The following is a 23,828-nucleotide window of genomic DNA, read 5'->3' on the forward strand; positions in this document are numbered from 1 at the left end:
TCTCCTCTTCGTGTGTAGTAACGCCTATTGCTTCTCCGTGAGCTTCTTCAGGCTGGCGAGTCCGGCCTCGAAATCCTTGCCGATCATGCTGTCCATGTTGATGAACACCTGCATCACCTTGGACAGGAAGGGGGCCGGACCGGACATCGCCCATGTAACCAGTGTGGCATCGCCTTGCGGCACAAAGGTGAACTCGGCGTTGTTGTGGCCTTCGAACGGGCGCTCGAAATCGAGCTTGATGCGGAGCCTCGAGGGCACGTTGGCCTCGAGGATCTCCATGTGACCGGCGCCGACATTGTTGTTCCCGTCCCAGGCGTAGGTCGCGCCCTTGCCTTCCGCGGTTCCTCCGAAAGTCCGCTTCATGGCGGGATCGCGGCCCTCATAGGGTGACCAGGCGGTCCAGCGGCGGAAATCGGCCACCACCGGATAGATCGTATCGGCCGGCGCTTTCACGGCGAGACTGCGCTCGACGCGGAATGTGTCGGGCTTCGTCAGGGCAAAGACGAGCACGGCCGCAATTCCGGCCGCGAGGACGATGGCGATGACGGCAATGGCTTTCAACATGGATTGGCTCCCGGGATACGTGCGTAGGACGAACGAGGGAGACCCCGGTCGACAAGATCGACACGAAATTTTTGGCACAATGCCGCCCTACGTCGTGGCCGGGCATTAGCGCGAAGCGCGTCTTCGCACAGATGTCCCGGCCATCCACGCCTTGAACGCCAAGAGGGAACGTGGATGCCCGGGACAAGCCCGGGCATGACGGCGGAGATGGTGTTGCCCTATTTCGCCTTAGCGCTTTCCTTAGCGCTTTCCTTCGGCTTCGGCTGGCTGTCCCGGATCAGGCGATCGAGATGCATGCGGATGTGGGCGGCTTCCGCGGAGGTGTTGGCGAGCGCGATGGCGCGGTCGAAGGCGATGCGGGCCTCATCGTTGCGGCCGAGCTGCATCAGGAAGGCGCCACGCACACCGTAGAAATGGAAGTAGTTGGCAAGCTTCGGCGCCAGCGGCTCGATCAGCTCGAGTGCGGCCTGCGGTCCGCGCACCTTGGAGACCGCGACCGCGCGGTTGAGCGTCACCACCGGCGAGGGCTGCACCAGTTCGAGCGCGCCGTAGAGCAGGTCGATCTGCGTCCAGTCGGTCTCCTCCGGCGTCGATGCGCGCGCGTGCAGCGCGGCGATCGCGGCCTGGATCTGATAGGGCCCGCTGCGGCGGTGGCGCATCGCCTTGTCGATCAGGGCGAGGCCCTCCGCGATCATGGTGCGGTTCCACAGCGAACGGTCCTGGTCCTCCAGCAGGATCAGCGACCCGTCCGCGGCAAAGCGCGCGGCGCTGCGCGCATGTTGCAACAGGATCAGCGCCGTCAAGCCCATGATCTCCGGCTCGCTCTGGAACAGCCGCAGCAGCAGCCGCGCCAGCCGGATCGCCTCCTCGCACAGCGGCTTGCGAAGCTCCGCGGTATCGCCGCTCGCCGAATAGCCTTCGTTGAAGATCAGGTAGATCATCGCCGCGACGCCGGCGAGCCGCTCGGAACGCTCGACCGCGCCGGGCGCTTCGAAGGGTACGCCGGCGTCAGCGACCTTCGCCTTGGCGCGGGTGATGCGCTGCTCCATCGCGGCTTCCGAGACCAGAAAGGCGCGCGCGATCTGCTTCACCGTGAGACCGGAGACGATACGCAGCGCCAGCGCGATCTGCTGCGTCGCCGGCAGCTGCGGATGGCAGCAGATGAACATCAGCCGCAAAATATCGTCGCGGTAATGCGAGCCGTCGAGCCGCTCGGCAAGCGCGCCTTCGGCGTCGTCGAGATCGGAGATCGCCTGGTCGTCCTCTGGCAGCGGTTGCTGCTTGCGGGCGCGGCGGACCTCGTCGATCGCGACGTTGCGGCCGACCATGATCAGCCAGGCCGCGGGATCGCGCGGCGGCCCGTTCTGCGGCCAGGTTTTCAGCGCACGCAGGCAGGCGTTCTGAAAAGCCTCCTCGGCGGTATCGAGATCGCGGAAATAGCGCAGCAGCGCGCCGACCGCCTGGGGGCGCGCCGAGGTCAGCGCAGTCTCGATCCAGGCGGTGTCGGCCTCGCTCACGTCAGATTCCCTCCGGGCCTGAACACACCGACGGGACGCACCTCATAGGCACCGCCGGGATTGGCAGCGCCGAGCTCGCGCGCGACATCGAGCGCGTCGTCGAGGTTCTTGCAGTCGACGATATAGAAGCCGAGCAACTGCTCCTTGGTCTCCGCATAGGGGCCGTCGAGCACCAGCGGCGGGTCTTCCTTGCGCAGCGTCGCCGCCGCGGTGGTCGGCAACAGCCGCGCCACCGGGCCGAGCCGACCCTGCTGTGTGAGCTTCTCCTGCACCACGGCGAGCTTCTTCATCACGGCCTCGTCCTGGTCCTTGCTCCAGGAGCCGACGAAGTCCTCATCGTGATAGCAAAGAATGGCATAAAGCATAGGCGACACTTTCCTCGTCTGTTCTAAAGACGCGCCAATATGCCCCGCCCCGACACGGCTGCGGAAAAAATTTGCAAGAAAAATCCGGCAGATCGTGCCAAGGAGGGCCTTCTCAAGCGGAACTCGACGAGGCACTTCGAATGACCAAAGGCACACTGGCCGTCCTGATCAACAGCACGCAGCAGAACTGGCTGCCGGAGCGCTGGAAGGCCCGGTTCGACGCGGTCTGCGGCGGCCGGCGCGTGGTGCTGCTGCCCGATTCCGCCCTTGATCCGGCCGAGGTGCACTATGCCGCCGTTTGGAAACCGGTGCCGGGCGATCTCGGTGCGTTCCCCAATCTGCGTGCGATCTTCAATCTCGGCGCCGGCGTCGACGCGTTGATGGCAGACAAGAGCCTGCCCGATGTGCCGCTGGTGCGCGTCGCCGTGCCCGACCTGACCAACCGCATGACCGAATATGTCGTGCTGCATGTGCTGATGCACCATCGCCAGGAGCTCTATTTGCGCCAGTGCCAGCGCGAGAAGCGCTGGGAGCCCACATATCAATGGCCGGCGAGCGCGGTCACGGTAGGCATCATGGGGCTCGGCACGCTGGGCACTGATGCGGCCGATGTGCTGCGCCGGCTCGGCTTCCGCGTCGCCGGCTGGAGCCGCAGCCGGCGCACGATCGAGGGCGTCGAATGCTTCCACGGCACGGATGGAATCGACGCGTTCCTGCGCGCGACCGACATCCTGGTCTGCCTGCTGCCGCTGACGCCGGACACGCATGGCATCCTCAATCGCGACGTCTTCACCAAGCTCAGCCGCAACAGCCCGCTCGGCGCGCCGGTGCTGATCAATGCCGGCCGCGGCGGCTTGCAGAACGAAGCCGACATCCTGGCCTGCCTCGACGACGGCACGCTGGGCGCCGTCTCGCTCGACGTCTTTGTGCAGGAGCCGCAGCCGGCGACCAGCCGGTTCTGGACCCACCCCAAGGTGCTGCTGACCCCGCACAACGCAGCCGACACCGATGCGGACGCGATCTCGGCCTACGTCGCCGAGCAGATAGCGCGCTTCGAAGCGGGCGGTGTGCTGGAGAATGTGGTGGATCGGGCCAGGGGGTATTGAGGCCTCGCCTGGTTGGAAGAGGCACGACCGCGCCTCACTTTCGATGTCGTCCTGGCGAAAGCCAGGACCCATTACCCCAGGGAGAAGTTGCGGCGCGAAGTCGTAATCGGAGTCTTCGCCAAACCACTTCCTGGGGTAATGGGTCCTGGATCTGCGCTCCGCCCTGGACAACGCTACGCGTTGCCAAGAGCTGCGCTTGACCAGGACGACAGCTTTGTTTGGGCTCGTCGCCCCGCCCCGCCCCTCCCCACCAGCATCCCCGTTCACCCTCTCTTAGCGAGAAGTTGATAGACGTTGTTAATCAACGCTCAACGAATGGGTCGAACATGCGAGCGAACCTCGGCCTCAGGATGCGGATCACGGTTGCGCTGGCGGTGACGGCGGCGGCGACCGCCCTGTTTGCCGTGCTCGGGGCGATGTGGATCATCGCCGGGATCATCGACCGGGCCGACCAGCGCGAGCTGCGCAGCCATTACGATGCGCTGCAATCGCGCATTGCCGAGGAATCGCATCGCGCCGCCGCGATGAGCGCCGTGGTCGCGGCGATGCCGGCGACGCAAGAGGCCATGGCGAAGCAGGATCGCGAGGCGCTGGTGCGCCTGTTCGGACCGGTCTTTGCCGCCACCAAGTCGGACTACGGCGTCGATCAGTTCCAGTTCCATGTGGCGCCGGCGACCTCGTTCCTGCGCGTGCACCAGCCGGCGAAATTCGGTGACGACCTCTCCGGCTTTCGCAAGACGGTCGTCGTCGCTAACCAGGACCGCAAGGTCGTAGTCGGTCTCGAGGGCGGTGTGGCCGGACTCGGCATCCGCGGCGTGGTGCCGATCGCGCAAGCCGGCAAGCATCTCGGCACGGTCGAATTCGGTCTGACCTTCGGCCAACCTTTCTTCGACGACTTCAAGGCCAACCGCCATGTCGACGTCGCCTTCCATCTCGCCGACGGTTCAAGCTTCAAGCTGTTCGGTGGCACGCTGAAGGGCAAGAGCTTCTTCGATGCGGCCGATTACGGCCGCGCCACCGGCGGCGACTTCACGGTGCGGCAGGCCAAGCTCGACACGACGCCGGTCGCCGCGCTGCTCGGACCGATCAAGGATTTTTCCGGCAAACCGCTCGGTGCGGTCGAGCTGGTGATGGACAATGCCGACTACGAGGCCTCGGCCGACCGCGCCTGGATGCTCGCGATCGGGATCGCCGCGCTCGGGCTCGTGCTGGCCGCGATCGTCGGCTATCTCATTGCTCGCAGCATTTCGCGCCCGATCATCTCGATCACGAGCGTGATGCGCGAGCTCGCAGATGGTCGGCTCGACGTCACCATTCCCGCCAGCAAAGCGAATGACGAGGTCGGCGCAATGGTGAAGGCCGTCGCGGTGTTCCGCGACAATGCCGTAAGCTTTAGCAAACTCCAAGCCGAGCAGCTCGAGGCCAAGGCGCATTCCGAAGCGGAGAAGCGGCGCGCTTTCGGCGCGCTCGCCGACAATTTCGAAGCCAGCATCCGCGACGTCGTCACCACGGTATCCTCGGCCGCGGTCGAGATGGAGCACACCGCCCGCTCGATGTCCGAGATCGTCGAGCAGTCGCGACAACAGACTCGCACGGTGTCTTCGGCCTCGGCGCTGGCCTCGGAGAACGTCCAGACGGTGGCGGCCGCCGCGGAAGAACTGTCCTCGTCCATGACCGAGATCAGCCGCCGCCTCGCCCATGCGACCGAGGTCGTCGGCAGGGCAGCGAGCGACGGGGAACGATCGAATGCGCGCGTGCAGAGCCTTGCCGACGCCGCGCAAAAGATCGGCGACGTCGTCTCCTTCATCAACGGCATTGCGGGACAGACCAATCTGCTCGCGCTGAACGCGACGATCGAGGCGGCGCGCGCGGGCGAAGCCGGCCGCGGCTTTGCCGTGGTCGCCTCCGAGGTGAAGGCGCTGGCGACCCAGACCGCGAAGGCGACGGAGGAGATCGGCGCGCAGGTGACGGCGGTACAGGGAGAGACCACCGGTGCTGTCGACGGCATCCAGTCGATCTGTGCGACGATCCGGGAGGTCGACGAAATCTCGGCCGCGATTGCGGCAGCCGTCGGTCAGCAAGGGCACGGCGACACAAGAGATCGCGCAGAACGTCCAGCAGGCTGCGGCTCGCACCGGCGAGGTCTCACAAAACATCTCCGGCGTCACCGCCGGCATCGCTGCGACCGGCACAGCGGCTGAGGAAGTGCTGGGATCGGCGATCGAGCTGTCAAAGCAGTCGCAGCGGCTGCGGGACGAAGTGGACCGCTTCCTCGCGCATATCCGCGCGGCATAGTCGCGCCACAACAATAGTGTCGTCCTGGCGAAAGCCAGGACCCATTACCCCAGGGAGAAGTTGCGGCACGACGTTCTAACCCCGAGCTTTCGCCAAAACTGCATTCGGTGGCTATGGGTCCCGGCTTTCGCCAGGACGACAGCTAAGGTTTAGCCCCCACCATCATGTCGATCGCGCCGCTGACGATGGCCTCGAGCTCCTTGCGCGGGACGCGGGCGCGGGAACGGATGGCGATCGTGTGCACCGTGGCGGATGCGACCTGCGCCAGCACCGCCGGGTCGGCGCTATCAGGCAGCTCGCCCTTCTCCTTGGCGCGGCGGAAGCAATTGGCAAAGGCCTTGTCGAGTTCGGTGAGACCTTCGAGCACCATGGCGCGGATCTCAGGATCACTCACCGCCTCGGAGGCCGCAGTCACCACCGTGAAGCAGCCCCGCGGACCAGTGTCACCCGAGAGATAGATGTTCAGCGCGGACGCGAAGATGCGCTCCAGCCGCTGGCGCACCGGCATCTCCTGGCGAAAGATCTCCACCATCGATGCGCGCGCTTCCTCCCGGTAGCGCTGGTAGCTCTTGATGTAGAGCTCGCGCTTGTCGCCGAACGCGCCATAGAGGCTCGGGCGGTTCATGCCGGTGGCTTCGCTGAGATCGTCGAGCGAGGTCGCGGCAAAGCCCTGCTTGCGGAACAGGTCGAGCGCTCTGCCGAGCGCGACATCGGGCTCATAGGCACGCGGCCGGCCACGGCGCTTGGGTCCGTTGGCAGCAGCTGGCGGTTTCGATTTTTGTACCATTTCGCAAAATAATCCTTGACCGACCCTATATTATGCAAGACAGTACAAAAATCAATCTGGCCAGATTGAGCGACACCCAGAAGGAATTGCCCAAGGAGGCTACAGATGGATCTCTATTTCTCGCCGCTCGCCTGCTCGATGGCGACCCGCGTGGCGCTGTATGAAGCTGGCGCCGAAGCGAACTATCTCGAAGTCGATCCGCCGACGAAGACAGTGCTGAGTGACGGCTCCGACTTCCGCAGCGTAAACCCGATTGGCCTCGTGCCGACGCTGCGCACCGACGAGGGCGTGGTGCTGACCGAGAACGCCGCGATCCTGCAATATGTTGCCGACCGTTTCCCGCGATCCGGCCTCGGCGCCGCTGCGGGCATCGAGCGCACGCGACTACATCAATGGCTCTGCTTCATCGGCACCGAGCTGCACAAGGCCCTGTTCGTGCCCGTGCTCGACCGCAAAGCGCCGCAGGAAGCCAAGGCCTATGCGCTAGAGAAGAACCTGTCGCGACTCGACTACCTCGACAATCATCTCAAGGGACGTGAATTCCTGCTCGACCATTTCAGCGTCGCCGACGCCTATCTCGTCACGGTCATCAACTGGACCATGGCGACTCCGCCGATCGAGCTCGCGAAATGGCCGAACCTGAAGGCCTATTACGAGCGCCTGCGCCAGCGGCCCTCGATCGCGAAGGCGATCGCGGAGGAGTTCGAGCTGTACAAGGCCGAGCAGGCGCGGAAGAAGGCGGCGGCGTAAGCCAGAAGCATCGAAATGCCGTCCCGGCCGCTCAGCCGGGACGGCGCAAATCTATCCGTACAGCACCCGCGGCAGGATCGTGACGATGCCGGGCCACAATGTGAGCAGCAGCACGAAGCCGATCATGATCATGAGATACGGCATCGTCACGCGCGCGATGTAGCCGAGGCCGTCCTCGGTCAGGCCCTGGATCACGAACAAGTTGAAGCCGACCGGCGGGGTGATCTGCGCCATCTCGACGGCGAGAACCAGGAAGACGCCGAACCAGACCTCGTCGAAGCCCGCCGCCTTCACGATCGGCAGCACGATCGGCAGCGTCATCACGATCATCGAGAAGCCGTCGAGGAAGCAGCCGAGGACGAGATAGAAGACGACCAAAGCCACGATCAGCATGAAAGGCGACAGGCCAAGCCCCTTGACGAAGGCCGCCACCGCTTGCGGGATGCCGAGGAAGGCCGCCGCGTTGCCGAGGATCGAGGCGCCGAGCACGATCAGTGCGATCATCGAGCAGGTCACGACCGAGCCGATCAGCACGTCCCTCATCACCTGCTGCGACATCGCTCCTTGCGCCCAGGCAACCAGCGCCGCGCCGAGCACGCCGACAGCCGCGGCCTCCGACGGCGTCGCCAGCCCGCCATACATCGAGCCGAGCACGCAGGCGATCAGGAACAGCGCCGGCGCGAGGTCCTTCAGCGCCGCGAAGCGCTCGCTCCACGGCACCTGCGAGAGTTTTGCTTCCGTCTCCGGCACCATGGTGCCGTTGAGGCTGGTGTGCAGCATCACCCAGGCCATGAAGGTGGCGGCCAATAGCAGACCAGGCAGCACGCCGGCGGTGAACAGCTTCAGGATCGAGACGTCGCCGAGCACGCCATAGATGATCATGATGTTGGACGGCGGAATCAGGAAGCCGAGCGTGCCGGCACCGGCGAGCGAGCCGATCGCGATGTCGCGGGAATAGCCGCGGCGCAGCAGCTCGTTCAGCGACATGCGGCCGATCACCTGCGTGGTCGCGGCCGACGAGCCCGAGATCGCCGCGAAAATGGTGCAGCCGATCACGTTCACATGCAGCAGGCGGCCGGGCAAAAGCCCGGCCCAGGGCGCGAGCCCCTGAAACAGCGAGCGCGACAGGCGGGTGCGAAACAACAGCTCGCCCATCAGGATGAAGAGCGGCAGCGCCAGCAGCTCCTGCGTGGTCAGGATGTTCCAGGCATATTGCGGCAACAGCTTGTCGAGCGGGATCGAGCGGAACATCGCGAGCAGCAGCGTCGCGGTGAGCGCCAGCGTCAGGCCGATCCAGACGCCGCAAGCCAGCAGCGCGAACAGGATCGCAAACAGGGTGACGACTTCGATGGTCATGGGATCCGCTGTGCGGGGATTGGCGCGTGGGCGATCATTCGACGGGCGAGGCCTTCATGCGGTGATCCTCCAGCGGCAGGCCGAGCATGGCCTGAATCGCACGCGCCAGGAACTGAAGCGTCAGCAGCAGCATGCCAAAGGTGACGACGGCTTGCGGAAACCACAGCGGCGTATCGCTCGAGGTCGAGACCTGGCCGCGCACATAGGCGCCAAAGGCGAACTTTGCCATCGCCGAGGTCAGGAACGCCATGAAGGCGAAGCCGGCCGCCGCCGACAGGATCTCGAGCGCACGCTGCACCAAGGCCGGCGCGTTCTTGAGCAGCAGCACGACACGGATGTGACCGCCGACACGCAAGGTCATGGCGGCGCCGAAGGTGAAGGACGCCGCCATCAGATAGGACGAGTATTCCCAGGCGATCGAGATCGACGGCGGGAAGAATGAAAAGAAGTTCGAGAGGAAGCGCGTTGCGACCTCGCATAGCATCAGCAGTGTCAGCATCAACAAGCAGCCGCCGCCGATCCAGCCGTCGAGCCGGCCGAGGCGATCGATGCAGTCGAGCAGGATGCGCAGCGGCGCCGGTGCCGCTGCATTGAGACTCTGCGGAGCTTCGGGCGAGACGCTCACCACGACGTCGCCCTCAGCCACGCTTCATTTCGGCGAGATAGGCCCGCACCGGCTTGTCGGCCGCCGGCACACGCTTGAGGAACGCATCGAGCTGCGGTGCGGTCTTGCTGCGGATGGCCGTCATCATCGCGTCCGAGACCGGCACCACCTCCATGCCGCCCTCCTTGAGACGGTTGAGGCTGTCGACGTCGGCCTTGAGAGAATTCGCCCAGAATGCCGGCTCCATCTTCGTGGCGATATCCGTAACGAGCTTCTGTTGATCGCTGGAGAGCGCCTTCCAGGAATCGAGATTGACGGTGAGCATCTGCGACGACCAGACGTGGTTGGTCGGGTAGATGTATTTCAGGAACTCCCAGAACTTTCCGTCGACCCCCGAGACCGCCGAGGTGGAAACCCCCGAGACCGCACCCGACGCCAGCGCGGGAATCGTCTCGCCCCAGGGGATCATCACCGGCGCCATGCCGACCACGGCCAGCATGTCGACGGCGTTCTTGTCGGGCACGCGGATCTTGATGTTCTTCAGGCCCTCGACGTCGGCCACCTTGACCTTGAGGTGCAGATATTGCGTCGGCCACGGCACGATGTAGAGGATCTTCTGGTTGTTGCGGGCGGCGACCTTCTCATATTCGGGCCGCACATATTTGTGCAGCACCTTCAGTTCGTCCATCGAGCCGCAGAGGAAGGGGATGCTCTCGACGCCCATGAAGGGTTCGTCGCCGACCTGCTGGATGTTGAGGACGTCAGCGAGCGGCACCAGGCCGTCGCGCACGGCGCGCAGATGCTCGGGGCCCTTGAAGCCGAGCTGGCCCCCGGCCTTCACGGTGATCGCGACCGAGCCGCTGCTCTGCTTCTTCACCTCTTCCGCGAAGGCAAAAGCGTTCTGGGTGTGGAAATTGCCGTCGGGCCAGACCGTTGACATGTCCCAGCTGACGCTCGCCGCCCGGGCGCGGGTGGAGATGTGACCAGCGGCCAGCAGCGTCGCTGCACCCGCGGTGAAATTCCTTCGCGTGATCATTGCTCCCCTCCGTTTACCATCGCGTCACCGCGCGTACCCATAAACTGCAACTGCATTGTCTGAAGACACGAAACCGCTCTCGACGTCGTCCTTCACCGCCGCGCGCTCGCGCTTGCCGGGATCGCCAATGCCGGCGCCGCCCGGTGTCAGCACCACCAGCCGGTCGTCCGGCGGCACCTGCTGAAAGCCTTTTCCACGCAGCTTCTTGCCGGATTTGAGGCCGACATAGCCGGCCTCGCCGTCCCGGCCGCCATCGCGCCCGCGCGGCGGATGATCGATGCGATCGAACGCCGCCAGGATGTCGAACGGCGCATCGACGCCGCTGCCGACCTCGATGATCTGACCGAGCCCGCCGCGGGTGCGCCCTGCCCCGCCGGAATCCGGACGCAGCTCCTTGCGCCAGAAGATCAAAGGCGTCTGCGTCTCTGCGATCTCGACCGGCGTGCCGCGCACGCCGCTGGGATAGGCGGTGGCCGACAGGCCGTCCTTGCCGAAGCGCGCACCGGTGCCGCCATTGGAGGTCACCGCCATCGAGAACCCGTAATTGCCGCCGGCGCCGCTTCGCGTCTGTCCGCGGACATTGAGATTCCACAGGCACGACGTGCCTTCGGCCGGCACGCGCTCGGGAATGATCTGGCGCAAACAGCCGAACACGACGTCGGGCAGCATCTGGCCGATGACGTGACGCGAGGCGACCGCCGCAGGCTTCGGCGCATTGAGGATCGCACCCGCCGGCGCCGACACCGTCAGCGGCGAGAGCGAGCCGGCATTGTTCGGGATGTGCGAGGCGACGACGCAGCCGAGGCCGAACACGGTATAGGCCGTGGTGTAGGACAGGGGCACGTTGATGCCGAAATTGGAGGCGGCTGAGGTGCCGTCGAAATCGACGTGGATGCCTTCGTCCGAGATCGTCAGCGTCGCTGCGAGCGTCACCGGCGCATCATAGCCGTCGACGACCATGGTGTTGCGCCAGCTGCCCTTTGGCAGCTTTGCGACCTCGGCAAGCACGGCCTCGCGCGAGCGGTCGCAGATGTAGTCGCCGAGCTCGTCGAGCGTCTCGATGCCGAACTCGGTCATCATCTCGACCAGGCGCTCACAGCCGACGTCGTTGCAGCCGGCCAGCGAATAGGTGTCGCCTTCGGTGTCGATCGGCAGCCGCGTGTTGGTCCGGATCATCGCCATCAGCGTCTCGTTGACGACGCCCTGGTCGATCAGCTTCAGCATGGGGATGTAGAGCCCCTCCATGAACACGTCGGTGGCATCGGGTCCAAAACCGATGCCGCCGATGTCCATGAGATGGCTGGTGCAGGAGAACAGCGCGACAGGCTTGCCGTCCTTGAAGCAGGGCGTAGTGACGACGAAATCGTTGAGATGGCCGGTGCCCATCCAGGGATCGTTGGTGATGTAGGCATCGCCCTCCTTCATCGTCTCGATCGGAAAATGGGCAATGAAATGCTTGACCGATTCCGCCATCGAGTTGACGTGGCCGGGCGTGCCGGTCACCGCCTGCGCCAGCATGCGGCCCTTGAGGTCGAACACACCCGCGGAGAGGTCGCCGCATTCGCGCACGATCGGGCTGAACGCGGTGCGGAGCAGCACCTGCGCCTGCTCCTCGACCACGGCGATCAGCCGGTGCCACATGATCTGGAGATCGATCAGGCTCGCGCCGCTTGCCTTGCTCATGATCAGGCCGCCTTTCGTTCCATGACGATGCTGCCGGCACCGTCGATATGAGCATCAAAACTGGTCGAGACGAAGGTGGAGGTCTCGTCCTCGGCGATTACGGCCGGGCCCGCAATGGTGGCACCGGGCGCCATGTCCTCGCGGCGATAGAGCGGGATCTCGATCACCTCGCCTGCGCGGCCGTCGAAGAACTTGCGGCTTCCGACTGCCTTTCCGGCGGACTTGCGCGCGACGGCCGCGACCGCGGGTGGATTGCGCGCCTCGGTGGTCGCGAGCACCGACCAGCTCAACACCTCGATCGCGGCACCCGGGATCGGCCGCTCGAACATCGCTGAATAATCCGCCTCGAATTTCTGGCGCAGACCGGCGAGATCAGCGGTCGCCAGCCGCCGGTTCGGCAGCTCGACCGAGATCTCATGGCCCTGGCCGACATAGCGCATGAAGGCGGCGCGGCGCTCCCGCACCGGCGCACCGGCGGCGCCGGGCTCGACCAGCGCACGCGCTTCGGTCGCCATCTCCTGCAAGAGATCGGAGACCGCGTCGGTGTCGAAATCATCGAGCCGGACGTGACGGCTGCGCACCAGCTCGTAAGCGATGGGCGCCGCCAGGAATCCGACGGCCGATCCGACGCCGGCATTCGAGGGCACGATCACGCGGGAGACGCCGATCTTCTCGGCGACGCGCGCCGCATGCAACGGCGCAGCGCCACCGAAGGCGATCAGCGTGTGCTGGCCAACCACGGCACCGCGCTCGACCGCATGCACGCGCGCCGCGCTCGCCATGTTCTCACAGACGACCTCGTGCACGGCATAGGCCGCGGTTTCCGCCGACAGGCCGAGCGGCTCGCCGACGTCGCGCAGCAGCGCCTGCTTCGAAAGCTCCGGATCGAGCTTGATCGTGCCCGCCGCAAATGCATCGGGATCGATCATGCCGAGCGCAACGTCCGCGTCCGTCACGGCAGGACGCTGGCCGCCGCGGCCGTAGCAGGCCGGTCCCGGCTCGGACGAGGCGCTCTCGGGACCGACGGTGACACGCTTCATCGCGTCCACATGCGCAATCGAGCCGCCGCCGGCGCCGATCTCGACCATCTCGATCACGGGGATGCGCACCGGCAGGCCGGAGCCTTTGAGGAAGCGCGCGGCACGGTCGACCTCGAACACGCGCGAGGTCTCGGGCTGGTACTTCTCGATGAGACAGATCTTTGCAGTGGTGCCGCCCATGTCGAACGACAGCACCTTGCTCTCGCCCAACCTTGCGGCAATCTGCGCCGCGAAGATGGCGCCGCCGGCCGGGCCGGATTCGACGAGACGCACCGGAAAGCGCCGCGCCGTCTCGATCGAGGTGACGCCGCCGCCGGAGGTGACGAGATAGATGGCGCCGCGGAACTGCTCGACCTGCAAGGCATCGGCCATGCGGGCGAGATAGCCGTCGATCAGCGGTTGCACATAGGCGTTCGCCACGGCGGTGGAGGTGCGCTCATATTCGCGAATTTCCGGACACACCGCCGACGACACGGTCACGGAGATGCCGGGCATCTCCTCGCCCAGGATCGCTGCGGCGCGGCGCTCGTGCTCGGGATTGGCGTAGGAGTGCAGGAAGGCGATCGCGACGCTCTCGACGCCTCGCTCGCGCAATTTCGGCGCGAGCGCGCGCACAGCAATCTCGTCCAGCGGGAGCCGAACGGCACCGTGCGCGTCGATGCGCTCGGGCACGGTAAAGCGCAGGCTGCGCGGCGCCAGCGGCTTCGGCTTGTCGATGCTGAGATCATATTGGTCGTAGCGGCTCTCGGTGCCGATATCGAGCACGTCGCGAAAGCCGTCCGTTGCGATCAGAGCGGTTTTCGCGCCGCGGCGCTCGATGATGGCGTTGGTGGCGAGCGTAGTGCCGTGGATGAAGACGTCGATGTCGCTGATATGCGCACGCGCATCAGTAAGGATGAGGCGCATCCCGTCCAGCACCGCCTGCTCTGGCCGCTGCGGCGTCGTCAGCACCTTGCGCGTCTTGCGCGCCTCGCCCACGTCCAGCACGATGTCAGTGAATGTGCCCCCGATATCGACGGCAAGCCGCACCTCGGCTCCCTCAAGCATTCCAAATTCTCCGCGCTGATCGTCATAACTCAGGGTGAAACTGAGCAATTTTCATACCAGCGAACGTGCCGGTCGAGAAGGCGGTTTTGCGTGGCACCTATGCAGCATTGCCAAGTTGGCTTGGACGACCTCCCTTGCAAATCAGGGCCGGTTGTTCGACCGGCCCTGATGACGACGCTTTGCGGAAGCCACATCGCTCAGGAGCGGCTCGGCAGTGCGCGCATGAATTCGACGAGCGCGGCGCTGACTTCGCCTGGTCGCTCCTGCTGAGTCCAATGGCCGCACCCCGGAAGCATCTGGACCTTTCGCAAGCCGGGAACGAGAGTCTTCAGATTTGCGAGCAACTGGTCCGTTCCGGGGGAAGACAGCAGGAAGTCACGATCGCCCGCCATGTAGAGCGCGGGTATGGTGACCTGAAGGCCCGTCAAGGCACCCGTGATTTCCCAATTGCGATCGAGGTTACGGTAATAGTTTAGCGCGCCGCGAAAGCCGCTTCGTCGAAACTCCTCTCCGTAATGGTCGACGTCGCTTTCGCTAATCCAGGATGGCGACGTTGCCGGCGCACCGGGTCCTTGCAGGAAACCGCCACCCTTCGGGACCATCGCAAGGTTCGTCGGTGTCCCGCCGGCCGCGCGAGCCGCGGCCACGCCGTCGCCGGACGCGCCAAACAGCATGTTGCGAAGGGTCGCGCGCGGATCGCGTCCAAACTCAGCCTCCGCAGGACCCGGCTCCTGGAAATAGAGCTGATAGAATTGCGCAGTCTCGGTGCGCGGCATGAGACTGGTCGGTGGCGCCTTGGCGCGCGGCCGGAACGGGACGCTGAGCGCGGCGATGGCCCTGAAGCGATCAGGGCGCGTGAGAGCCGCCTGCCAGGCAACGCTGGCGCCCCAATCGTGCCCGACGATGACGGCAGTCGGCACGCCCAACGCATCGAGAATGCCGACCATGTCTCCGACGAGATGCAGGATCGTATATTGGTCGATCGCCTGCGGCGCGTCGCTCTTTCCATAACCGCGCATGTCGGGAGCGACGACGCGGAAACCGGCGGCGGCAAGGTCGCCGATCTGATGCCGCCAAGAATACCACGTCTCGGGGAAGCCGTGGACCAGCAGCACCAGAGGCCCTTCACCCTGCTCGGCAATGTTGAGGCGGATTCCGTTGGTTTCGATAATTCGCTGCTTGATCCCAGTCATTCTTTCACCTCGTTCCGAACTTGCCGCAAAAGCGCTTGATGACATTGCGCGGGGCGCCGCCTGCAATGCGAGCGGAGCCAAGGCCGCAGCCAGAAACCGGCGTCTGTCCATGTGCATTCCCCTCGGGCTAGGCCTTCGCAGCAGGCGCAAGCAACTCGGACTGTCGCTCGCGAACGAATTGTTGAAATGTCTTCGGCTGTGCACCACCGATTTTTTCGATGGTATCCGTCGCAACGAAACGCGCAGCTTCAGCCGGGAGCCGGGCAGCCCGCAGCGATTTCCAGAGCGAGGAGAGGTGCTCGACCGCGTGCGCATTCCAGCCTCGCGACAGGACTTCGCTGCGCCACTCCGCGTCGGTGATTTCCTCGTAGTGGACGTCCCTGTCGAAGACGTGCGCGAACGCCTTGACAATGTCGCCGACGGAATTGACGCTCCCGATGATGGGATAGGCGGATCCCGCGACCTGCTTGGGGCCAACGAGGAGACCCACGGCGACCCGCGCCACGTCTTCAGCCGAGATCAACGGCAGAATGGTGCTCTCGTCACCTAACGGCAGGCGGATTGCACCGCGCTCCGGCAGGTTCGCGCCGACAAGACGAGCCACGTTCTCGTAGAAGACGGTGGCCCGCAAATGCAGCGGGCCGACGCCTGCCCATTCGAAAACCTGTTCGGACAGATAATTCTGCCGCATGCGCGGGGTCGGTGCATCGATCGATGACTGATACATCACGAGATTGACAAGCCGCGAAATACCATGCCGGCGTGCTGCGAAGGCCATTGCCGCGGTTGCTTCTGCCAGTCCGTCCTGGACGGGATAGGCAAAATAGATCGCCGAGACGTCCTTTGCCGCCTGTTCAACGGAGCGGACGTCGAGGAAGTCGCCGACGAAAATCTCTGCGCCGAGCGACTTGAGCCTGTCGGAACGACTGTCGGTTTGGCGCACGAGCGCGCGGATCTGATGGCCGCGCCGGAGCAACATTTCGGACACGTGCCGGCCGGTCTGACCTTGGGTGCCCCCTGCGGCGGAGGTCACGAGGATTGCCTCTCTCATCGTCTCGGTCCTTTCCTGTTTCACTACATTCTGGTACGACGCGGTACCACGCGAAACGGATATGGTACCGATTGGTACCAAGTCAAGAGGAAGATTGCGTCGATGAGTCCGAAGATGGAGCCGCCCCAGGAAAACGCCGATGGACTTGAGGCCCGGAAGCGGATCCTGAACGCAGCGCTTTCCGCGTTCATGGAAGGTGGCTACGCGCAGACGAGCACTCTGGAGATCGCGACGCGTGCGCGCGTTTCCAAACGCGAGCTCTACTCGCTGTTCGGCAACAAGGAGGCGATGCTGGTCGCATGCATCACCGAACGCGCCCAGCGGCTCAAGGCACCGGCGGACCTTCCCACGATCCGCAGCAGGGACATGCTGGCAAAAGTGCTTGCCGCGTTTGGGTCGAAGCTATTGACGGAAACGACCGATCCGGTCGTCGTCGCCGTGTTTCGCCTGGCCATATCCGAGGCCGTACATGCACCAAGAGTTGCGCATGCGCTAGATACCGTCGCCCGCAAGCCCATCCGCGATTCACTGCGGATGATCATGGCGGACGCCAGATCAAAAGGTCTTCTTGCCGGTGACCCCGACGCGACGACCGAGAAATTTCTTGGATTGTTGTGGGGAGATCTGATGACGGGCCTACTGCTACAGGCCACCAATCGCCCGAGCACTAACGAGATCGCACGGCGAGCAAGCGAGGCGTCAACCGCGCTCCTGAAGCTCTATCCGAAGTCCAGCTAGCCGTCCATCTTCAGAGCAGGAATGCGAGCGCCGCCTCGCAGCGCTCCTCGACCTTCAGTGTCAGGAGATCGTCGGCCCGGGTGCGGCCGAGATTGACCGCCGCAATCGGAATATTGCGCTGCGCGGCAGCCTGCACGAAGCGGAATCCGGAATAGACCATCAGCGAGGAGCCGACGATCAGCATGGCGTCGGCCTGCGCCAGATGATCCTGCGCCGTGGCGACGATGTCGCGGGGGACGTTCTCGCCGAAGAACACGACGTCGGGCTTGAGAATGCCGCCGCAGGCCTCGCAGGCCGGCACTTCGAAGGACGAAAAATCCTCGTGCTCCAGATCAGCGTCGCCATCAGGTGCATCGGCGGCATCGAGCGTCAGCCAGGCCGCATTGGCGCGACCAAGCGCGTGCTGAAACTCATCGCGCGGCGTCTTGCCGCCGCAGCCCATGCAGCGGACCAGATCGAGCCGGCCATGCAGGTCGATCACCTGGCGGTGGCCGGCGGACTGATGCAGCCGATCGACGTTCTGGGTCAGCAGCATCCCGCACCGGCCGTTCGCCTCGAGCCGGGCCAGCGCATGATGCGCATCATTCGGCTTCGCCTGGCCGAACCGCCGCCATCCAATCAGACTGCGCGTCCAATAGCGCCGGCGCGTATGCTCGTCCGACATGAAAGCCTGGAAGTTGACTGGTTGGGTCCGCTTCCAATTGCCGTGGCTGTCGCGATAGTCGGGAATGCCCGAATTGGTGCTACAGCCGGCGCCGGTCAGCACGAACAGCCGTTCGTGCCGACCGATGAAATCCTGGAGCGGAGGGTTTGCCCGCGGAGCATTTGTCATGGCGCAGATGTAGTCCGCGCGGGCGGGTTTTGCCAGATCACGACAGTCCGCAGCGCACGGCCGCCCGGATAGGCGGCTATCTCGGGGACCGGCGCCCCGTGCTATCGAGGAGACGAGTTTTCTCTTGTGCTGCAATGCGGGCGGCTTGCTGCAATGTCAGCCGAAATTCGTCCCGCTTCTCGTGCACCGAGGCGATTGCATGCCCGACCGCGACTCCGAGGCCGATCAGTGCGGCTTCGGAAAGTTGCAGGCTTGCCTCGATGGTTTCCGGCACCGCATCGGTTGCGCCGATCGCATAGAGGTGGCGGGCATGATCGGCGTCCCGCGCACGTGAGACGATCAGCACGTCCGGCCGCACTGCGCGAATCCGCTCGACGACGGCATCGATCGCTGCTCGCGACTGAATGGTAATGATCACACCGGTCGTCTGCATCAGGCCGCAGGCTTCGAGAAAGCCCGGTTCTGTCGCGTCACCAAAATAGACCTTGTGACCATCGCGGCGGTCGCGCGCCACGGCGACTGCTTCGTTATCGATCGCGATGTAGTTCAGGCCGTGGCTGGTCAGCAGCGAGCAGACGACTTTTCCAACGCGGCCGTAGCCGACCACGATGGCCTGCGCCCGGTCGCCGGGCGGCCGAACCGTCAGTTCGGGATCGAGGGTGCGCTCGCTCCCCAGTTTCGCGGCCAATCGTCGTCCGAGCACGCCCAAAAGCGGCGTCAATGTCATCGTCACGGCGGTGATGGCGACGGCAAAGCTCGACACGCGAGGTTCGATCAGGCCGAGCGCCGCCGCCATCCCGATGCTTACGAAAGCGAATTCGCCGACTGGACCCAGCAGGAAGCCGATCTCGATCGCCGACGGCCACGAGAGCCTGAAGAGGCGGCCCAGGATGATGAGTACGATCGCCTTACCCGCCAGAACGCCGATAACGGCGGCCAGCAGCCAACCGGGCTCGCGCATGAACACGCGGAAGTCGATGGCCATACCGACGGTGAAGAAAAAGATGCCTAGCAGCAGGCCCTTGAATGGATCGACGGTGGCCTCAATGGCCTTGCCGTACTCCGTTTCCGCCAGCATCAGTCCTGCAACGAATGCTCCGAGCGCCATCGACAGGCCGGCTTGGTGCGCGGCAAGGCCTGCGCCGACGATGACGAACAAGGTCGCCGCGACGAAGAGCTCCGTCGAATGGGTGCCCGCAACCAGCTGGAACAGCGGACGCATCAGCAGCCGTCCGATCAGAATGAGAAAAGCGACCGCTACTCCGGCCTTCAAGATCGCACTGGAGATGTGCGCCACGACGGAGCCGCCGCTGCCTGCGCCAAGCACCGAGACGAGCACCAGAATGGGAATCACTGCAAGGTCCTGAGCCAACAACACCGAGAAGCTGGCGCGACCCGCAGCGGTCGCAAGCCGTCTCTCGGTGGACAGAAGCTCGAGCACGATCGCCGTCGAGGACAGCGCAAGGCTCGCGCCGAGAATCACGGCGGTATCGGAATTCTGCCCCGCGAGAAGCGTCGCGCCGAAAATGATCGCGGACGTCGTCAGCACCTGCAGGCCGCCAAGCCCGAACACCAGGCGTCGCATCGTCACGAGCCGCCTGAAAGACAGCTCGAGCCCGATCAGGAATAGCAGGAACACGACGCCGAGATTGGCGATGCCTTCGACGTTCTGCGCGTCCGCCACGGTGAACCAGTACAGGAACGGGAGTTCTCGAACGAGCGAGCCGAGTCCGAGCGGGCCGAGAATGGCGCCGGCGCCGAGATAGCCCAGCACCGGATTGATGCCCCAATGGCGGACAATTGGCACTACCACGCCGGCAGTGCCGAGGACCACCAGCGCGTCACTATAGGCATTGATGTTTATGGTTGTGGTCACGAGCCCATCATGTGTCGGCGCCTGCCAATAGCGGCAGCGTCGTCCACGGTCGATAGCACACGGCGCCGCAGACCCCTACCCGGCCGCAAACCGCCACTCCTGCGCGGTGCATCGGTGTCCAGGTAGGCCCAGTGGGAAGGCTTGCCTCGAGACCACGATCTAATCGTTGCAACCCGGTCGGGCCGCCGCAGATGCGCACGCTTCCAAGTTGACGTTCAGCTCGCCCAATTCTCCCGGAATTCGGGGAACAGCGTCAGGCCTCCGCAGGCATAGATGGTCTGTCCGGTGATGTAGCTCGAATCATCCGAGGCGAGGAAGGCGAATACGGCGGCGATCTCTTCCGGAGTGCCGACGCGGCCGAGCGGAATGTGGGAAGTGACGACGCCGCGCTTCTCGGGATCGCCGGTCCAGGCCGCATTGATCGGCGTATCGATCGCACCGGGACCTACCGCATTGACGCGGATGCCTTGGCCGGCAAATTCGAGCGCCAGCGTCCGCGTCAGGTTGGCCATGCCGCCCTTGCTGATCGAATAAGCGAGATAGCCCGGCTTTGGGATGATCTGGTGGACGCTGGAGCAATTGATGATGCTGCCGCCTCCGCCGCGGGCGACGAAATGCGCGAGCGCCTTCTGGGCGCAAAGCACGGCGCCATTCAGATTGACGTCGATGATGCGGCGATAGGTTTCGACGTCGAGTGCTTCGCTCGGCGATTCCCGCTGGAAGCCGGCATTGTTGACCAGACAGTCGAGGCGCTTCCAGCGCGCCAGGATCGTCTCGAACATCGCGGCGATGTCCTGCTCGTTGCCGATATCGGCCTTGACGATGATGTGATCGAGCCTGCCGTGGCCACGATCGCCCGACGCCGTCCGCGCCAACGCGAGCGTCTCCTCGGCGCTTTGGGGGTGATCGAAATAATTGATGGCGACGGTCGCGCCTTCCTGGGCGAGCCGGATGGCGACAGCGCGGCCGATGCCTTGTGAAGCGCCGGTCACCAGCGCGTATTGGCCGATGAGGCGCGAGGGAAAGGAGGTTGAGCGATTGGTTTGTGGCATGAGTTCTCTCCGGGGATGCCTGATCATCGACGGAACCCGCCCTTTGTTCCATCTCTCGACGCATTGCTGTGATTCATTTGGCGTGGCGGGCGACCGTCAAGGTCAGGATCTGGTAGAGGATGATGGCGCCGAAGGTCGCGGTGCCGATTCCGCCGATCGTGAACGCACCGAATTTGAGCGTGAGATCGCCGGCGCCTGCGGTGAGTGCCACCGCGACGGTAATCAGGTTCGCGGGATTTGCGAAGTCGACCTTGTTCTCGACCCAGATCCGTCCCGCCATCGCCGCGATCAACCCGAACAGCACGATCGACAGGCCGCCGATGACGGGGCCGGGGATCGACAGGATGAGTGCGCCGAATTTCGGCGAGAAGCCGAGCAGGATCGACACCGTGGCCGCGAACGCGAACAACAAGGTGGAATAGACCTTCGTCGCCGCCATGACGCCGATGTTCTCGGCATAGGTGGTGACGCCGGTACCGCCGCCGCAGGCCGCCACGATGGTCGCGAGGCTGTCGGCAAACAGGGCGCGGCCGAGATAGGCATCGAGGCTCCGGCCCGTCATCGCGCCGACGGCCTTGATGTGACCGAGGTTCTCGGCGACGAGAATGATCGCAACCGGCGCGATCAGGAAGATTGCATCGGCATGGAAGCTCGGCGCGGTGAAGTTGGGGAGGCCGAACCACGGCGCGGCCGAAAGTTGCGCGAAGTCGATCGGCTTGCCGAAACCGAGTCCGTTTGCGAACAGCAAGTACAGGAGATATCCGCCGATGGCACCGACAATGATGGGCAAGCGGCGCCATAGGCCCGGCGCCGCGACGGCGACCACGCCGATGATCAGAACGGTCGCAAGCCCGATCCAGGTGTCGAAGGTGCCGGCGCTCACAGCCTTCACAGCCACGGGCGCAAGGTTGAGTCCGATTGCGGCGACCACGGCGCCGGTGACCGCCGGCGGCAGCAGCCTTTCGATCCAACCAACGCCCGACCACATCACGATCAGTGCAATCAGGCCGTACAGCACACCGGCTCCGACGATGCCGCCGAGCGCAACTGACAGGTTCGGGTTTGGCCCCTGCCCGGCATAACCGGTGGCAGCGATGACGACGGCGATGAATGCGAAGCTCGAGCCGAGATAGCTCGGCACGCGCCCCGCGACGATGACGAAAAAGATCAGCGTGCCGATGCCGGAGAACAGGACCGCAACATTGGGATCGAACCCCATCAGCAGCGGCGCGATGATCGTTGAGCCCGACATTGCGACGCAATGCTGGAGACCGGAGACAATGGTCTGGCCCCAAGACAGCCGCTCCTCCGGCATGATCACGCCCGATGTCTTGAGTTTCCAGCGCGGAAAATAGCCTTGCATTTGCTCGTCGGAGCCTGTTGCAGTCGACATGTTTCCCCCGAGTTGCCGTGCAGCGGACGATCTTCGTGCGATCCGACAAAAATGTGATTGTCGCTCCCGCGACGGCCATCACATGATGCAAATCAAGCAAGATCAATACGTTCCGGGGCCTACAATATGACACAAGTCGCGATCCAGCCAGCCGTCCTCCGCCGGCACCAGCCCTGGTACAAGATCCTCTACGTCCAGGTGCTGATCGCGATCGCGCTCGGCGTGCTCATCGGCTACTTCTATCCAAATCTCGGCAAGGCCTTGAAGCCGCTCGGCGACGGTTTCATCGCGCTGATCAAGATGATGATCGCGCCGGTGATCTTCTGCACCGTGGTGCACGGCATCTCCTCGATGGGCGATCTCAAGCGCGTCGGCCGCGTCGGGCTGAAATCGCTGATCTATTTCGAGACGGTTTCGACCGTCGCGCTTGCGGTCGGTCTGCTCGTCGGCGAGATTCTCCAGCCCGGGCGCGGCTTCAACATCGATCCCGCCACGATCGATCCGAACTCGGTGGCGACCTACGTCACCAAGGCCAAGGAAGAGGGCATCGTCGCCCATCTGATGGCGATCATCCCCGACAGCTATCTGGGCGCCATCGCGCGGGGCGACCTGCTTCAGGTGCTGTTGATCTCGATCCTGTCGGGCTTCGCCATCGCTTTCCTCGGCAAGGCCGGCGAGCCCGTCGCGGACGCGATCGACAAGGCCGCAAAAATGTTCTTCGGCATCATCCGCATCATCGTGCGCGTGGCGCCGATCGGCGCCTTCGGCGCGATGGCCTTCACCGTCGGCGCCTACGGGCTCGGCTCACTGCTCAACCTCGCCGCGCTGATCGGCACATTCTACCTGACCAGCATCCTGTTCGTGCTGATCGTGCTGGGCGCGATCGCACGGCTCGCCGGTTTCTCGATCCTGCGCTTCATCGCCTACATCAAGGACGAGCTGCTGATCGTGCTCGGCACCTCGTCCTCGGAGACGGTGCTGCCGCAGATGATCCAGAAGATGGAGCATCTCGGTGCCTCGCGCTCGGTGGTCGGCCTCGTCATCCGAACCGGCTACAGCTTCAATCTCGACGGCACCAACATCTACATGACGCTGGCGACGCTGTTCCTGGCGCAGGCCACCAACACCCATCTGACCATCTGGCAGGAGCTTGGCATTTTGGGCATCGCCATGATCACCTCGAAGGGTGCATCGGGCGTGACCGGCGCCGGCTTCATTACGCTCGCCGCGACGCTCTCGATCGTGCCTGATATCCCGATCCAGTCGATCGCGATCCTGGTCGGTATCGACAAGTTCATGAGCGAATGCCGTGCGCTCACCAATCTGATCGGCAATGGCGTCGCCTGCGTCGTCATCAGCCTCTCCGAAGGCGAGCTCGACCGCGACGCCCTGCACGAGACCATGGCCCATCCGCTGGAGATCGGCGAGGCGCTGGAACCGGGTGGCAGTGCATAGCACCCCGGTTCCGATGCGGTAGTTTCCCGGAATGGAAAAACGGTGAGATACACGTCACAACAATCGCGTTGGGATCACCGATTGATAG

19 protein-coding genes and 1 pseudogene are annotated in these 23,828 nt (G+C 64.4%); 5 read left to right on the forward strand and 15 right to left on the reverse strand.

Going from position 1 to position 23,828, the window contains the following annotated elements; genetic code table 11:
- Positions 1-24: 24 nt before the first annotated feature.
- The 3 genes from XH85_RS41560 to XH85_RS41570 form a co-directional block, all read right to left on the reverse strand.
- Positions 25-564 carry an SRPBCC family protein gene (locus XH85_RS41560; protein WP_128936530.1) on the reverse strand — a complete coding sequence of 180 codons (540 nt, stop codon included), beginning with the start codon at positions 562-564 and terminating at the stop codon, positions 25-27.
- Between the two features lie 218 nt (positions 565-782).
- Positions 783-2,081, reverse strand: a complete 1,299-nt coding sequence (locus tag XH85_RS41565) for an RNA polymerase sigma factor (protein WP_128936531.1) — start codon at positions 2,079-2,081, stop codon at positions 783-785.
- Positions 2,078-2,446, reverse strand: coding sequence for a YciI family protein (locus XH85_RS41570; RefSeq protein ID WP_128936532.1), 369 nt, complete (start codon positions 2,444-2,446; stop codon positions 2,078-2,080). The genes XH85_RS41565 and XH85_RS41570 overlap by 4 nt, the downstream gene beginning before the upstream one ends.
- 140 nt (positions 2,447-2,586) lie before the next feature.
- On the opposite strand from XH85_RS41570, the gene XH85_RS41575 reads away from it, so the two are divergent.
- Together XH85_RS41575 and XH85_RS41580 are read left to right on the forward strand one after the other, a co-directional pair.
- Positions 2,587-3,552 (forward strand): 2-hydroxyacid dehydrogenase, encoded by a 966-nt coding sequence (locus XH85_RS41575; protein ID WP_128936533.1) that lies wholly within the window; start codon positions 2,587-2,589, stop codon positions 3,550-3,552.
- 326 nt (positions 3,553-3,878) lie between these two features.
- A pseudogene (locus tag XH85_RS41580) lies at positions 3,879-5,847 on the forward strand (methyl-accepting chemotaxis protein).
- A 142-nt stretch (positions 5,848-5,989) separates the two neighbouring features.
- Here the strand turns inward: XH85_RS41580 and XH85_RS41585 are convergent.
- Positions 5,990-6,634: a TetR/AcrR family transcriptional regulator gene (locus tag XH85_RS41585; protein WP_128936534.1), complete on the reverse strand. Its 645-nt coding sequence runs from the start codon at positions 6,632-6,634 to the stop codon at positions 5,990-5,992.
- A 105-nt stretch (positions 6,635-6,739) separates the two neighbouring features.
- On the opposite strand from XH85_RS41585, the gene XH85_RS41590 reads away from it, so the two are divergent.
- Complete coding sequence (locus tag XH85_RS41590; RefSeq protein WP_128936535.1) at positions 6,740-7,384, forward strand: glutathione binding-like protein; 645 nt, start codon at positions 6,740-6,742, stop codon at positions 7,382-7,384.
- A 51-nt stretch (positions 7,385-7,435) separates the two neighbouring features.
- Here the strand turns inward: XH85_RS41590 and XH85_RS41595 are convergent, their stop codons facing one another.
- From XH85_RS41595 to XH85_RS41625, 7 genes are all read right to left on the reverse strand, one after another.
- On the reverse strand, positions 7,436-8,740 hold the full coding sequence (locus XH85_RS41595) for a TRAP transporter large permease (protein WP_128936536.1): 1,305 nt from the start codon (positions 8,738-8,740) through the stop codon (positions 7,436-7,438).
- Positions 8,741-8,774: 34 nt separating this feature from the next.
- Positions 8,775-9,368: a TRAP transporter small permease subunit gene (locus tag XH85_RS41600; protein ID WP_128937613.1), complete on the reverse strand. Its 594-nt coding sequence runs from the start codon at positions 9,366-9,368 to the stop codon at positions 8,775-8,777.
- 10 nt (positions 9,369-9,378) lie between these two features.
- Positions 9,379-10,380, reverse strand: coding sequence for a TRAP transporter substrate-binding protein (locus XH85_RS41605; RefSeq protein WP_128936537.1), 1,002 nt, complete (start codon positions 10,378-10,380; stop codon positions 9,379-9,381).
- 24 nt (positions 10,381-10,404) lie between these two features.
- Positions 10,405-12,063 (reverse strand): hydantoinase B/oxoprolinase family protein, encoded by a 1,659-nt coding sequence (locus XH85_RS41610; RefSeq protein ID WP_128936538.1) that lies wholly within the window; start codon positions 12,061-12,063, stop codon positions 10,405-10,407.
- A gap of 2 nt (positions 12,064-12,065) precedes the next feature.
- Complete coding sequence (locus tag XH85_RS41615; protein WP_128936539.1) at positions 12,066-14,150, reverse strand: hydantoinase/oxoprolinase family protein; 2,085 nt, start codon at positions 14,148-14,150, stop codon at positions 12,066-12,068.
- A gap of 197 nt (positions 14,151-14,347) precedes the next feature.
- Entirely contained in the window at positions 14,348-15,343 is a 996-nt protein-coding gene (locus tag XH85_RS41620) for an alpha/beta fold hydrolase (RefSeq protein WP_128936540.1), read from the reverse strand.
- Positions 15,344-15,470: 127 nt separating this feature from the next.
- Positions 15,471-16,394 (reverse strand): NmrA family NAD(P)-binding protein, encoded by a 924-nt coding sequence (locus tag XH85_RS41625; RefSeq protein WP_128936541.1) that lies wholly within the window; start codon positions 16,392-16,394, stop codon positions 15,471-15,473.
- A gap of 114 nt (positions 16,395-16,508) precedes the next feature.
- On the opposite strand from XH85_RS41625, the gene XH85_RS41630 reads away from it, so the two are divergent.
- Entirely contained in the window at positions 16,509-17,132 is a 624-nt protein-coding gene (locus XH85_RS41630) for a TetR/AcrR family transcriptional regulator (protein ID WP_128936542.1), read from the forward strand.
- A gap of 10 nt (positions 17,133-17,142) precedes the next feature.
- Here XH85_RS41630 and XH85_RS41635 read toward each other — a convergent pair whose 3' ends face one another.
- From XH85_RS41635 to XH85_RS41650, 4 genes are all read right to left on the reverse strand, one after another.
- The gene (locus XH85_RS41635; protein ID WP_128936543.1) at positions 17,143-17,964 is read right to left on the reverse strand and encodes an NAD-dependent protein deacetylase; all 822 of its coding nucleotides are present in this window, start codon (positions 17,962-17,964) and stop codon (positions 17,143-17,145) included.
- Between the two features lie 76 nt (positions 17,965-18,040).
- Positions 18,041-19,840: a cation:proton antiporter domain-containing protein gene (locus XH85_RS41640; RefSeq protein ID WP_128936544.1), complete on the reverse strand. Its 1,800-nt coding sequence runs from the start codon at positions 19,838-19,840 to the stop codon at positions 18,041-18,043.
- A 215-nt stretch (positions 19,841-20,055) separates the two neighbouring features.
- Entirely contained in the window at positions 20,056-20,892 is an 837-nt protein-coding gene (locus XH85_RS41645) for an SDR family oxidoreductase (protein WP_128936545.1), read from the reverse strand.
- A gap of 73 nt (positions 20,893-20,965) precedes the next feature.
- On the reverse strand, positions 20,966-22,285 hold the full coding sequence (locus XH85_RS41650) for a solute carrier family 23 protein (RefSeq protein ID WP_128936546.1): 1,320 nt from the start codon (positions 22,283-22,285) through the stop codon (positions 20,966-20,968).
- Between the two features lie 126 nt (positions 22,286-22,411).
- Between XH85_RS41650 and XH85_RS41655 the strand changes: the two genes are divergently transcribed.
- Positions 22,412-23,740, forward strand: a complete 1,329-nt coding sequence (locus XH85_RS41655) for a dicarboxylate/amino acid:cation symporter (protein ID WP_128936547.1) — start codon at positions 22,412-22,414, stop codon at positions 23,738-23,740.
- Positions 23,741-23,828: the final 88 nt, after the last annotated feature.

It is taken from the genome of Bradyrhizobium zhanjiangense, from assembly GCF_004114935.1.
Classification (GTDB): Bacteria; Pseudomonadota; Alphaproteobacteria; order Rhizobiales; family Xanthobacteraceae; genus Bradyrhizobium; species Bradyrhizobium zhanjiangense.

Bases quoted from the DNA above. Each gene is read 5' to 3' on its own strand.
- XH85_RS41625 (WP_128936541.1), bottom strand. From the start codon at position 16,394: ATGAGAGAGGCAATCCTCGTGACCTCCGCCGCAGGGGGCACCCAAGGT.
- XH85_RS41650 (WP_128936546.1), bottom strand. From the start codon at position 22,285: ATGTCGACTGCAACAGGCTCCGACGAGCAAATGCAAGGCTATTTTCCG.
- XH85_RS41605 (WP_128936537.1), bottom strand. From the start codon at position 10,380: ATGATCACGCGAAGGAATTTCACCGCGGGTGCAGCGACGCTGCTGGCC.
- XH85_RS41585 (WP_128936534.1), bottom strand. From the start codon at position 6,634: ATGGTACAAAAATCGAAACCGCCAGCTGCTGCCAACGGACCCAAGCGC.
- XH85_RS41655 (WP_128936547.1), top strand. From the start codon at position 22,412: ATGACACAAGTCGCGATCCAGCCAGCCGTCCTCCGCCGGCACCAGCCC.
- XH85_RS41595 (WP_128936536.1), bottom strand. From the start codon at position 8,740: ATGACCATCGAAGTCGTCACCCTGTTTGCGATCCTGTTCGCGCTGCTG.
- XH85_RS41610 (WP_128936538.1), bottom strand. From the start codon at position 12,063: ATGAGCAAGGCAAGCGGCGCGAGCCTGATCGATCTCCAGATCATGTGG.
- XH85_RS41620 (WP_128936540.1), bottom strand. From the start codon at position 15,343: ATGACTGGGATCAAGCAGCGAATTATCGAAACCAACGGAATCCGCCTC.
- XH85_RS41570 (WP_128936532.1), bottom strand. From the start codon at position 2,446: ATGCTTTATGCCATTCTTTGCTATCACGATGAGGACTTCGTCGGCTCC.
- XH85_RS41560 (WP_128936530.1), bottom strand. From the start codon at position 564: ATGTTGAAAGCCATTGCCGTCATCGCCATCGTCCTCGCGGCCGGAATT.
- XH85_RS41635 (WP_128936543.1), bottom strand. From the start codon at position 17,964: ATGACAAATGCTCCGCGGGCAAACCCTCCGCTCCAGGATTTCATCGGT.
- XH85_RS41575 (WP_128936533.1), top strand. From the start codon at position 2,587: ATGACCAAAGGCACACTGGCCGTCCTGATCAACAGCACGCAGCAGAAC.
- XH85_RS41590 (WP_128936535.1), top strand. From the start codon at position 6,740: ATGGATCTCTATTTCTCGCCGCTCGCCTGCTCGATGGCGACCCGCGTG.
- XH85_RS41645 (WP_128936545.1), bottom strand. From the start codon at position 20,892: ATGCCACAAACCAATCGCTCAACCTCCTTTCCCTCGCGCCTCATCGGC.
- XH85_RS41630 (WP_128936542.1), top strand. From the start codon at position 16,509: ATGGAGCCGCCCCAGGAAAACGCCGATGGACTTGAGGCCCGGAAGCGG.
- XH85_RS41615 (WP_128936539.1), bottom strand. From the start codon at position 14,150: ATGCTTGAGGGAGCCGAGGTGCGGCTTGCCGTCGATATCGGGGGCACA.